The following is a 12,079-nucleotide window of genomic DNA, read 5'->3' as shown; positions in this document are numbered from 1 at the left end:
ATGAATGAACGCGAGATGATGGAGCGCCGAAGATTGGTCGAGTTGGCTCATGCCATGCTTGACGGCAAGGTGTCGTTCCTTGAGGGGGCAGTACAGGTGCACACCATAAAGAATCGGTTAATTGGTATTGCCGAGCGTGATGCTGATTTTGGCGTCTTTCTAGTCATCATGTCTGAAACCGATCATTTGCCTCTTGAAGCTCAGCGGCATCTCTGGGCTCCCGAAGCTCTTGCTCGCCTCGATCCAGAACTCAAACGGACAGAGGAGTGGGCAAGGTCATTTGCTCTGCAGGCATGCAGGAACCTGATAGCTCGATTCGACCCGGGTGATGCTGAGGCGGATGACGCGTGAATTACAGAAGACTGGACCCGGTCGAGCGTGGGGGTTGTCATTTGTGAAGTTGCGAAGCGTTGCGGTACAGTCGCCCGATTTGTGCAATTCTTCAGGGAACGCGCGCCAGCGAGGGCTAATACAGCATTTATTCAACTTCCCTGCGTATGTCCTCGTTGAGGTGCATTTGCGTACCGGGTCGCAAAGTCACATGGCGTTTGGGTGGCTCTGTCACGTTGGCGAGGTGGTCACGTAAGATGTCGCGATGAAGAAGACAAAATCGCTTTATCACGGCCATCGGTTCCCGGCGACGGTCATTAGCCACGCGGTTCGGTGGTACTTCCGGTTCCAACTCAGCCTGCGTGATATTGAAGAGCTGCTATTCGAGCGCGGTGTCATCGTCAGTTACGAGACGATCCGCCGCTGGTGCGATAAATTCGGCGCGGGCTTCGCACATCGCGTCAAGGCGGCTCGCCGCAAACCCGGCAGCACATGGCATCTTGACGAAGTCTTCGTTACGTTGCGCGGTGAGCCTTATCTGCTCTGGCGGGCAGTCGACCAACACGGCGCCGAACTCGACATCCTGCTGCAGAAACATCGCGATAAGGCCGCAGCAAAGTACTTCTTCAAACGCGTGCTGGCCGCCTGTCCCGACGCGCCGCGAAGGATTGTCACCGATCAGTTGCGCAGCTATCCGGCCGCGAAGGCCGAAATTCCCGAACTGGCAAACATCAAACACGTCTTCGTCAAAGCCAGCGCTCGGGTGAACAACCGTGCCGAAAATAACCATCAACCCACGCGTGAGCGCGAGCGCCGGATGCGTGGTTTCCGCGATCCTGATCGCACACAAGCGTTCTTATCGAGCTTCGGACCGATTCGCCAGCACTTCGCGCTCAAGCGACATTTACTGCGTGCATCACTCTATCGCAAACAGCTCGCCGCACGCTTTGCCGGATGGCATCGCTTCACTGGGCTTACCCAAGATCCGTCCGATTTCTGAGCAAATGTACGTTCTGTGCCCACTTGCGTCTCGAAGACCTTAACGTGACAACGCTGTTGATAGTCAATCTACTAACTAACGCAGTGCGATATGGTTCAGGGCAGATTGTCGTCGAAGCGCGTGCTCACGATGGACAGGTAACCGTGGTCGTCGCCAACGAGGGCAATCCGATACCGGAGCGCGCACTCCCTACGCTGTTCGATCCGCTAACGCGGGCAACCTCGCCCGACCGGAGCGGAATGGCCGCTGGTATGGGTCTTGGCCTTTACATTTGCCGCTGCATCGCCTCCGCGCATCAGGGAACAATAAGCGTTGAATCATCAGACGGTGGTACCCGCTTTACCGTGCAGATACCATGCTCGCCCTCGCTGTCCGTCTGACTTCGCTGGTCAGCACAGGAGCAATGACCGTTGACGATAGAGACCGGAGGGCTTTCGAGAGTGGCTATCGCGCACCGCGGCGCGAAGTCATCGAGAATGCGAGTCCGACGAGAACGAGCGCCACGCCGGCCACGAATGATGGGCCGAGCCTGTCGCCAAACATCATCGATGCAGCCGCGATGCCGAATACCGGCTGAAGGAACTGCACGCTCGCGGCAACCCGTGCGGGAACGTGGCGCAGCAGGTTGAGCCATAGAAAAAGGCCCGAAACGGTCACGATCAGGCCGAGGTACGCCGCGGCTGATATGCCCGATGTCGTGATGTGGAAAGGAACTTGCCACATTTCCCAGGCGGCCCACGGCAGCAAAGCAAGAAAGCCGAACAGCGTACTCCATGCCGCTACCGTGGCGGTACCGTAGGCGGTCGTGAGTTCAACGCTCCAGACGTAATAGAACGCGATAGCAAGTGCGGACAGGAGCACGCACAACGCCCCTACCACACTCGTTCCGGACGAGCCCGTCGTGCCGTGCCCGCGCGCATAGGCGACCAGGGCGATCCCCGCGAATGCGGCAAGCAGTCCCAGCTTCTGCCAGCCCGAAACGTGCTGCTTCAGTCTCAGCGCGGCAAAGAACACGATGAAAACAGGAATGGTCGCAGAGATGATCGTGCCGACGGAGGCCGATGTGCCTGAGACACCGAACGTCTGCGCGACCTGGCCAATTCCAATGCCAAGTACACCGAGCGCGGCGACACGAGGGAAGGCACGACGCGGCAACGGATTTTGGCCCACGGCAAAGACGAGAAGCAGGGGCACTGCGATGGCAAACCGCATTGCGGTTAGCGTCAGAGGCGGGAGGCTCTCGAGCCCGAGTTTCGTCACCGGGATAGACAGTCCCCACATCACCGCGAGCATCAGCATCGAGCCGATACTCCGCAGTGTTATTCCCCTCGGGGCGTGATCTTCGATGATGACGGCAGGACGCACATCAGTCAGGCTTTGGCTCGACATTAGGGCTTTCGTGATAGTGAACTCGAAGGTAGATGTTCGGGCGCGCACACCCCTCTGACAAACGATTTGTCGTCATATAATGCGTGAGTGAAACTCACACGTCTCGGAACAGCATGTTCGACAGGCTCCCGCCCCTTCAAACCCTGCGCGCGTTCGAGGCCACAGCCCGATTGTTGAGCATGACGCTGGCTGCTGAAGAACTGCACGTCACGCACGGCGCAGTGAGCCGGCATATCAAGACGCTTGAGAATCATCTCGGTGTTCCACTGTTTCACCGCCTCACGCGCCGCATCGTCCTGACCGATGCAGGCGCTGAGTTTCACTTTGCCGTGGCACGGTTACTCGGCGAACTGACGCGAGAAGCAGAGAGTTTGCGCGGACACGATAGCGTTGCGAGCATGACCATCAGCACAAGCGTTTCGTTTGCGACAAAGTGGCTCGCTCCGCGTCTTCACCGATTTAAGGCAATGCATCCGGAACTCGACGTGCACCTCGATGTGACCGACCGCAACGTTGACATGGACGATGGTCAGGTCGATGCCGCCGTGCGCTACGGTGGTGGTCGATATCCTCGCGTCCAGTCGGAACGGATACTCGAAGAAACCGTGACGCCCGTCTGCAGTCCCGCGTATCGAGATGAGGTCGGCGGGCTCCCGGAGCCAGCCAGCCTCATCCGTTGCACGTTGCTGCATGAGGACCGGATGCTGGCGAACTGGGAACAATGGTTTGCCTATGCGGGCGTGGTCAGGAGCCGCAAGGGGCGGGGACCCGCATACAGTCATGGGAGCATGGCGATCGAGGCAGCCATTCGTGGCGAAGGCGTAGCTTTGGGGCGCAGTGTTCTGGTAGGCGATGACATCGCAGCCGGACGCCTTGTTGCGCTGTTCCCGGACGCGCGACTGAAGGTTGAGCGCGGCTACGATCTGGTCTATCGCGCGGGTAATCGCGACCATCCCAAGGTCAGCGCCCTGCGCAGCTGGTTAGCCGCCGAAGTGCAGAGCTTCCTTGTGAACGCTGGATGACGATCGCGACCGAGATTTAACGGCCGGTGTTCATTCGGAAGCTGTCGCTCCGAGGCGCCGCCTTGAGTGGCTGAGGAGGGTCGTGTGTTGACGTTCGCGAAATGATTTCGTTGATTGCACACCGATTGGCAAATAACGGCCACAACCAGACAGTCGACGCGAGTGCCTAAATCGCTTTCAATCTGGCATGTTGGCCAACAATCGAAAGAGGACAGTGTGGACTTATGGAGCGGTGATGCCTGTCTGACATCGCAGTCGCTCGAGAATGATTCAACCGCTGCCGATGGCAGTATCCCATGGTTGGACCCACGTGATGCGGGGTTGAACAATTGACTGCAGGCTGTCGAGGTCCGACGTCAAAGCGCGCCGGGGCCACCGCTGCGTCGAAGCACGGCGTGGTTACTGATCCAGCTTTCTCAGCATGAACCCAGAGGACCACACCGGCGCCCAGTGGACGATCGCCTCCCACTTTTCGTTAGAGACCAGATTCTTGTTCACGATTGCCGAGAGCAGCCCACCGTCAGGATGGAACACCAACTGGTGGCCGTCGAGGCTGTGGATGAAAGTCACATGTGGCAGGCTACGGTCCTGCAGGTAACGAGAGCTCCGACAAAGCACGACTTCTGACGCGTGCAGGTCATCACTGTTCGATAGGTGCGTAATTCGTGGAAGCTGGACACGCGTTTCGCGTGAAGGTGGACGGCTGATTCGCGCGAAGCTGGACAGTCGGAGCGCAGCGACGCGGGGTTTCCGATTTTTACTCTGATCGGGGTTTGTCGGTCAAACTCTTTTTGTGTTTGCGCATCGACTCGCCGCTGAGATTGACGCGATAGGTGTTGTGCACGAGTCGATCGAGAATGGCGTCGGCGAGCGTCGGATCCCCGAGTACCGCGTGCCAGTTCTCAATTGGAATCTGACTTGTCACAAGCGTCGAACGGTGGCCGTGACGATCATCAAGAATCTCCAGCAGGTCGCGCACGGCGCCGTCGCTCATGGGCGCCATCGCGAAGTCATCCATCAGCAGGACGTCCGTCTTTGCCCACTGCGCCAGCAGGCGTGCGTAGCGGCCACTACCGTGGGCAATGGCAAGATCCTCGTTCAACCGGGGCATTTTCAGATACAGCGTTGAGAAGCCCTGACGGCATGCCTGGTTGGCCAGTGCACAAGACAGCCAGGTCTTGCCAAGACCGGTGGCGCCTATGATCACCGTGCTGTTGCGCTCGCGAATCCAGTTGCACGTCAGCAGCTGGCCGATGAGACTGCGGTCGAGTCCCCGTGCCGAGCGGTAGTCGATGTCCTCGGGCACGGCATCGGGGAACTTCAGTTTTGCGCGGCGTAGCCGCGCCGTCGTCTGCCGTGATTCGCGCACGCTGGACTCTCGCTCAACAAGCAGACCCAGTCGTTCCTCGAAGCTCATTGCTTCGATGTCGGCGAGTCCCTGCTGCTCGGTGAGCGCGGCGGCCATGCCGCTCAGGCGTAGCTCGTGCAGCTTCTCGATGGTCGGATGTCTGAGCATATTTCTCCTTCAATGGTAGTAGTTGGGCCCACGCACGTTGGCGTGCGTAAGCGGTAAGTCGGCCTGTGCAGATGTCGGCGAGGGTTGCTGATCCAGACCGTTCTTCAGCGTTGAGGCGATGAACTTGTACCCCGGCGCTTTGAGATCGATGGCGCGGCAGCAGGCCACCTCAAGTCGCTCGTTGCCATAGTCCTTTGCGAGCCGAAGCACACCAAGACAGGTGCGATAGGCCTGCTGCGGATGCTGGCGACCGCCCAGCAGATGCTCGATGACTGCGGCGGTGTATGGGCCGATGCTGTCCGCCCAGTTGCGCAGGCGCTGTGGGTCCCAGCCAGTGACGGCCTGATGGTTAGCGGGCATGTGTTCATTGAGCGTGGTATGGGCGCCGCGCCGGTCGCTCTTTGCGTGCGCGGCGATACGCTTGCCGCGATGGAAGATCTCGACCGTCGATGTGGTGTAACGAAGGTCAACCTGTTCGCGCGCAAAGCGATGTGGGACCGAGTAGTAATGACCAGTCAGTTCGACGTGATAGTCGATGCCGACGCGGGCGACCTTCCAGTCGGCGTACTGGTACGGCAGCACAGGCAACGCCTTGAGCGCCGGACGGTCAAGTTCCTCGAAGGCGCTGCGGCGCGAACCCGGCAGCTTCTTGAAGGCCTTGTTGTTCAGGCTGGCGAGCAATCCGGCGATTGCCCGGTTCGCCTCGGCCAGACTGAAGAAGCGCTGCTTGCGCAGCCGGGCGAGAATCCAGCGCTGGACCAGGAGTACGCCCTGTTCAACCTTTGCCTTGTCGCGGGGCTTCCCGCTGCGAGCCGGGAGGACAGTGACGCAATAATGCGCGGCCATTGCTGCGTAGGTGCGATTGATCAGCGGATCATAGAAGCTGGGCTTGTGTACGCCTGACTTAAGGTTATCCGGCACGACAATCTCAGGACAGCCACCGATGAATTCGAACGCACGCACGTGCGAGCCGATCCAGTCCGGCAACTGCTGCGTCCAGGTCGCTTCGGCGTACGTGTAGTTCGACGCGCCGAGCACTGCGACGAAGAGCTCCGCCTCACGGATCTCGCCCGTCGCCGCATCGATGATTGCGACCCTGTCGCCGGAGTAGTCGACGAACAGCTTCTCGCCCGGAGCGTGCGTCTGGCGCAATGTCAGGGGCAACGAGCTGGCCCACTGGCTGTAGTGCGTGCAGAACCACGTGTACGCATAGCCGTCCGGATGCTCGGCCTTGTACTCGTTCCACAGCAGATCCAGCGTGACGCCCTTGCGCGAGAGCTCGCGACGGACGGTGGGCCAGTGGGGTTCGGGCCGCTGCCCCTCGACCTGTGGTGGCGGCGGGTACAGCAGCGCTTCGAGTTCATCGTCGGACAGCGTCGCCGACACCGCCCAGGTAAGCCCTGCGCGCTCCATGCGCCGCACATACTGTCCGACTGTCGTTGGAGAGGCACCGACTGCCCGGGCAATCTCACGCTGCTTAAACCCGCAGTCGAAATGCAGGCGCAGCACTTCACGAATTTTACGCATGGTCAACGTTGGATATGCCATGTGGCCTCTCGACGAAATCGTCGAGCGTGCCACGGTTGACCCGCGTCGCTACATCAGAGCGTTACTGTCCAGCTTCGTGTGAAATCGCTGTCCAGCTTGCCGTGAAATCCGTGTCCACCTTCGCGTGAAATGCCTGTCCAGCTTGCCGCGAAATCACTGTCCAGCTTGGTGTGAAATACGCACGATAGGTGACGCGCGGCGTTGTCACCTGGGTAACCGCAGTCGTCGAGCTGATACAGCCGCAGTTTGTCCCCGTCGTACATCTTAACGAGCGCAGAAGTCTTGCCATGTTCGTCGACGGGCAGGAACCTGATGTCGATACGCGTCGAGTGTGTGTTCGGGTAGGAAAACTGGTCAACTACGCTGTAGCTGCCACTCATCTGCGAAAGCACGGCTGGGTCCGAGGGGACAATCGCGCATCCGGCGAGGCTAGCGAGGGCGCCGACGACAGTTGCAAGGCCCGTCACATTCAGTTTCTTCAAGGTCTTTTCCTACGGAAAGGGATTCACGGATTTGCATCCGGATTTATGCGAAGCGGGACTGAGGAGCGGCGCAATTCAGTGCCACCCGGGGGAGATAGGTTCCAGCGTTTGCTTTACTCTCGAATTCTTTTCTGTCTCAAGCCTCGTCCGGCGTACTCGCCGCTGCCCCGCACCATGCACCTATTACATCGGCAAGCGGAAAAGAAAATTTAGGCTGTAGCTGAAATAACCTGAAATGCGCGCCGCCCCTCGCTCGATGCTCACGTCATCCGCCTGAATGTCCGGTATCAAGCGGCTCGACCGTCCCTTGTGGGGTCGTACTGAGCCTCTCGCGTCGCTCCGCAACAGTCATTCGGAGTCGCACGCGGCAGCTGCGTTGCAGAAAAACAAGGCCAGCGTGATAAACAACATTATCAGTCCGTTACTGATTTTGATCTAAACTGGCGATCATGAAAACGCGTGAGACTGACCCCATCGCCTTCCCCGGCGACGCCGAACTGGCTGCGCTGCGCGCCTGGTATTCCGGGCTCGACGCTCGCGCGGCCGTCGCGCGCTATCTGGGCGACCGCAAGGCGCCCGGGGCATCCGCGCGCGGCGTGCTCGGCGGCATTCGGCGCACCCTGGTCGCGTTCGCGACGAGCCGTCACCGAGCCGACCTGGCCGCAACATTCGGCGAGCGATCCACTGCGTCGGCCGACACCGTCGCGCGCACGATCGAGTTGCTGCGCAGCCTGCCAGCACCGGTTCCGCATGTTGCTGACGAGATCGATCGGTGGTTGCCACTGCGCGTGGTGGCCGCCCTGCAGGCGCATGGCATTCGGACGCTGGCCGATCTGACCGTGCGGATTCCGCGCCGGCGCCGCTGGTGGATCGCGATCGACGGACTCGGCGTCGCTGGCGCGCGTCGCGTGGAGGCGTTTTTTGCCGCCCATCCAGCACTGACCGAACGGGCCCGGGCGTTGATCGTCGCGGCACCGGCCGGGGACGTCGTGCCGTGGGAGCAGTTGCGCGTGCCGCACGAAGTCGACGGCTCGCATGGACAGTTCCGCGCGCCGCGGGCCGCCTGCCTGCTGAATGCATCCAACGACTACGAGGCGATCCAGTCCTGGCTGTCGCTGCATGAATCGGCCACCACGCAGCGCGCCTACCGCAAGGAAGCAGAGCGCCTGATCCTGTGGGCGATCATCGAGCGAGGCCGGGCGCTGTCGTCGCTCACCACTGACGACGCGATCGCGTACCGGGCCTTCCTGCGCCGGCCCACGCCGCGCGAGCGCTGGGTCGGGCCGTCGCGGCCACGGCACAGTGTCGAATGGCGACCGTTCATCGGCGCGCTCTCGCCCAGATCAGCGGCGTACGCACTGAATGTCCTGTCGGCGCTATTTCGCTGGCTGGTCGAGCAGCGCTACGTGCTGGCGAATCCGTTCGCCGGCGTCAAGGTCAAGAGCCACGCACCGCGCGCGGGCCTGGACGCGTCGCGCGGTTTCTCCGAGGGCGAGTGGCTGCTGATCCGCACCATTGCCGACGGCCTCGAATGGTCCTATGGCTGGGGTGTGCCGGCCGCGCAACGCGTTCGGTTTCTGCTGGACTTCGGCTATGCGACGGGCCTGCGCGCCAGCGAGCTGGTTGGCGCGACGCTCGCCGACATCCGTCGGGATGAGCACGGTGATCACTGGCTGCACGTGCTCGGCAAGGGTGGCAAGCGCGGCAAGGTGGCGTTGCCGCCGCTTGCGCGGACGGCGCTCGACCAGTACCTCGTGCAGCGGGGCCTGCCGGTCACGCCTGCGCGCTGGAACCCGGCAACGCCGCTTGTCGCAAACCTCGACGAGGACGGCGCACGCATTGAGAGCACGCGGCTCTGGCGCGTGCTGAGACGGTTCTTTGTGCTGGTGGCCGACGCGATCCAGGACGAGCGGCCCGGGACGGCCGAGAAGCTGCGCCGCGCGAGCCCGCATTGGATGCGCCACACGCACGCCTCCCACGCACTCGCGCGGGGCGCCGAACTGGTCATGGTGCGCGACAATCTGCGGCATGCGTCGATCTCGACGACGTCGACCTATCTGCACAGCGACGAAGTGCAGCGCGCACGGCAGTTCGACCAGGCGTTTGCCGCACGGGACCTCAAGCTGTAGGCCGTTTATGCGGACGTCCACATAAGCCCATCAGTTTTCATAACTTCGCCGCTTATGATAGGAATTTGCGCTTACCTTGTTTGGCCCCCTAGTCGCTCGTGTGGTAAGCCACTCCCAGCCGCCGTCGCATCAAGTATCGGGTCTTCAGATGCCGTGAGATTCACGTACACGCCACCTGTCGCGACCCTTCGAATAGCAGCAAGCAGTTCGTGCGCAGGGCTGGTCTTGACGGCAAAGCCCGAGGCGCCCGCCGCAAAATATTGACTGGCAACGCTCGGTTTCGAAGATCTCGTAACAACGACAATCCTTGGCGGCTGCCGTAGCCGCCATTTCTTGGGCTGCATCGATCAGAGTTTCGTTGAGATGGAGAGTGGATTCGTGGCTTTGCCATTCCCGTCTGACGCCCGTGCGTTGAACGGGCAGAGCGGGAAGGGCTGTAGCTAAGCGCCATCCCGACGCTCGAATGTCTGTGCAATCGTGTAGACGAGAGGCCGCTTGTGTTTAGGGTTGTAGGACGCCTGCCCGTTGGCGTCTGGACGAGTTGCCATGTCCTGTCACGGATCGGCGTAATCGAGCCGGGGATGATCGGCGTAATGAGGCCACGGAGCATTTGTGACTTTTCCGCACCCCAAAGGCTATCGCCGTCAACCGCCGATTACCGATAGGGCATGCTGTTCTGCTCGGGCCGAACACGTGATGTCGGCGGAAAAATTTCCGATAGCTTGACCCACCTCTGGGCAACCTGCGGCGCGAGGGCATAATCGACGCCCGAGCGCTGCTGCTGGTAATTGTAACGGGGAATGCCAAACAAACCGGTTTCCTCCGCTTGTACCAGGACCAGGCCGTCTTTGCGCTTGATTTCGATGACCAGCCCCAAATTTGTCTGATCGCCCGGCTTAAGGGTTCGGCGAAATGCCTCTGGAAGTGTGTTGTCTTCCTGCGCTGGGGTTGCGAGCGCAGATGTTGATGCCTGATTCAGTTCCTGCAGAAAATCATTCTGGTACCGAGCTTGAAACTGTCGACCTGATTGAGCCTCCGTGTACTGCCCCGTCCCAACTTTCTTGCCACTCTCAAACAGACCTTTATACGTGTCGCCGTTGCGCCAAGTGTAAATCCCTTCTCCGTCAGGCAAGCCGGCCTTTATTCCGCCCGCATAGCGATCGCCGTTAGCATAGTGAATTTCGCCTTTGTCTCCGACCAGTTGTCCCTGTTTAAACTGGCCTCGCAGTTCGTCGCCATTGGCGAAGCGTACTACGCCCGCACCGTCGCTCAAGCCCTTCAGGCAAGGTCCCTGATATTGATGTGATGGCCAATCCTGACTGTCGATTAAACGGCAATCCGGAGTCGCATCGGCGGTCGCGGACACCTGGGATTCTCCGGCGGCGGAAGCTACCAGACTTGAGCATGCCAACCAAAATAAAAACAATAGTTTGACGCCACGTTGCCCATCAATACGGGAGATTTTTCCAGAGCGCAACATAAGCATCCACATTCAAATAGTCCGAAGAAGAAAATCCCGCATCTTGCAGCAACCGGTTGCGCAACGCCACTCCGGTTTCTGAATATTTCCCCCTGCGGGCATAATCGCTGATCAAGCTGTTGAATTTTTGTTCCTTTTCCAGGGCCGTTCGGGCTCGACGAACTTGAGTAAAAGAAATAGTACGGGTATTGGCAATATTGTGCATATTTTGCGCCTCCTGGATTTCCAGAAACTCCCGGCGTGCCGTTTGCGTCGTCTCCGGGTCTTCGATGCCGCCGGGTAAGCATTTCCAGTAAGGTACGGGTACGGCTTTACCCAGCGTCTCAATAACACCCAACTCCACCAGAAGACGCACAGAGGCGTGTCGCGCCTCGATCCGTGATAAAGACTCGCTCCAGCCGATAGAGTTACCCTCGATGCTGATATCGTAATTGTGATCAACGTTGTCAAGATTCAGCAACATCGCATTGGTCGATGCCGTGTGGTTGGCAATCGAAAACATGCTGGTCTGGTTAGCGTAAAAATCCACGACCATGCGGGTACTGGTCCGCTCTTCATTGCGCCCGAAATCCAGATTTGTCAGACCATTACCACCGCCAAATTCAACGGATACGTTTTGTGATTTTTTTCTGCCATAGACCGCACGGTCAAATTCAGTCACCGCACCGTACAGCGTAAAAATCGTGTCGTAACCAAAGGCCCGACTTGGGATCAGTGCCGCACCACCGATATTGAACAGCTGGGTTTCTTCGATTGTGGGTCGATAGACAATACTGAGCGGGCCGCCGATTTTCGAGACAGTGCTCACCGTCATGTCTCGCAGGTCGCTGGGGACCTCCTCGTCTTTGGACGCACCTGTGTCATCCTTGACCACACCAACCTCGACCGGTAGCGGCTGGTCAACATAGGCGCTCAACATCCGGCCAAAGCATTGCAGACTTTCGGTAAATGCATCAATCCGCTGTGTGGGAATGCTGTATGGTTCCACCACCACGGCTTCGTGGTTCGCACAAGCCGCTAATAGCATTCCCGAAAGCGAGATACAAATATAGGAGATGAGACGAAACATTGGTTAATCCGTACGATAAACAGTCGAGGTGAATCGTGATCCCGAGGGCACAAACTAACGCTGTCCGATTGTCTTGCCATCTGAATCTTCAATCTCGTTTGCGATGTTAAAAGT

General features: G+C 59.5%; 11 protein-coding genes. 5 read left to right on the top strand and 6 right to left on the bottom strand.

What is annotated here, in order from left to right:
• From FRZ40_RS30050 to FRZ40_RS30040, 3 genes are all read left to right on the top strand, one after another.
• Window positions 1-351, top strand: a complete 351-nt coding sequence (locus FRZ40_RS30050) for a DUF2489 domain-containing protein (protein ID WP_147236529.1) — start codon at window positions 1-3, stop codon at window positions 349-351.
• A 244-nt stretch (window positions 352-595) separates the two neighbouring features.
• Window positions 596-1,330 carry an IS6 family transposase gene (locus FRZ40_RS30045; RefSeq protein WP_147236518.1) on the top strand — a complete coding sequence of 245 codons (735 nt, stop codon included), beginning with the start codon at window positions 596-598 and terminating at the stop codon, window positions 1,328-1,330.
• Window positions 1,285-1,710, top strand: a complete 426-nt coding sequence (locus tag FRZ40_RS30040; RefSeq protein ID WP_147236528.1) for a sensor histidine kinase — start codon at window positions 1,285-1,287, stop codon at window positions 1,708-1,710. Before FRZ40_RS30045 ends, FRZ40_RS30040 begins: the two co-directional genes overlap by 46 nt.
• Before the next feature lie 64 nt (window positions 1,711-1,774).
• Here FRZ40_RS30040 and FRZ40_RS30035 read toward each other — a convergent pair whose 3' ends face one another.
• Entirely contained in the window at window positions 1,775-2,629 is an 855-nt protein-coding gene (locus FRZ40_RS30035) for a DMT family transporter (protein ID WP_167528695.1), read from the bottom strand.
• Window positions 2,630-2,832: 203 nt separating this feature from the next.
• On the opposite strand from FRZ40_RS30035, the gene gcvA reads away from it, so the two are divergent.
• A complete protein-coding gene (gcvA, locus tag FRZ40_RS30030) occupies window positions 2,833-3,741 on the top strand; it encodes a transcriptional regulator GcvA (RefSeq protein WP_147236526.1) in 909 nt (302 codons plus the stop codon).
• Window positions 3,742-4,498: 757 nt separating this feature from the next.
• Here gcvA and istB read toward each other — a convergent pair.
• The 3 genes from istB to FRZ40_RS30015 are packed head-to-tail and all read right to left on the bottom strand — an operon-like array spanning window position 4,499 to window position 7,287.
• A complete protein-coding gene (gene istB / locus FRZ40_RS30025; RefSeq protein WP_137337201.1) occupies window positions 4,499-5,257 on the bottom strand; it encodes an IS21-like element helper ATPase IstB in 759 nt (252 codons plus the stop codon).
• A gap of 9 nt (window positions 5,258-5,266) precedes the next feature.
• On the bottom strand, window positions 5,267-6,805 hold the full coding sequence (gene istA / locus FRZ40_RS30020; RefSeq protein WP_147235074.1) for an IS21 family transposase: 1,539 nt from the start codon (window positions 6,803-6,805) through the stop codon (window positions 5,267-5,269).
• A gap of 53 nt (window positions 6,806-6,858) precedes the next feature.
• Window positions 6,859-7,287, bottom strand: a complete 429-nt coding sequence (locus tag FRZ40_RS30015; protein WP_147236525.1) for a hypothetical protein — start codon at window positions 7,285-7,287, stop codon at window positions 6,859-6,861.
• Window positions 7,288-7,736: 449 nt separating this feature from the next.
• Between FRZ40_RS30015 and FRZ40_RS30010 the strand changes: the two genes are divergently transcribed.
• Window positions 7,737-9,416 carry a phage integrase family protein gene (locus FRZ40_RS30010; protein ID WP_147236524.1) on the top strand — a complete coding sequence of 560 codons (1,680 nt, stop codon included), beginning with the start codon at window positions 7,737-7,739 and terminating at the stop codon, window positions 9,414-9,416.
• A gap of 655 nt (window positions 9,417-10,071) precedes the next feature.
• Here FRZ40_RS30010 and FRZ40_RS30005 read toward each other — a convergent pair.
• Window positions 10,072-10,908: an MORN repeat-containing protein gene (locus FRZ40_RS30005; protein WP_147236523.1), complete on the bottom strand. Its 837-nt coding sequence runs from the start codon at window positions 10,906-10,908 to the stop codon at window positions 10,072-10,074.
• Complete coding sequence (locus tag FRZ40_RS30000) at window positions 10,865-11,965, bottom strand: hypothetical protein (protein WP_147236522.1); 1,101 nt, start codon at window positions 11,963-11,965, stop codon at window positions 10,865-10,867. The genes FRZ40_RS30005 and FRZ40_RS30000 overlap by 44 nt, the downstream gene beginning before the upstream one ends.
• Window positions 11,966-12,079 lie beyond the last annotated feature (114 nt).

Source organism: Paraburkholderia azotifigens (assembly GCF_007995085.1).
In the GTDB taxonomy this organism is placed as follows: Bacteria; Pseudomonadota; Gammaproteobacteria; order Burkholderiales; family Burkholderiaceae; genus Paraburkholderia; species Paraburkholderia azotifigens.
Note: the sequence above shows the minus strand (reverse complement) of the source record. Positions and strands in the feature narration are given on the sequence as shown.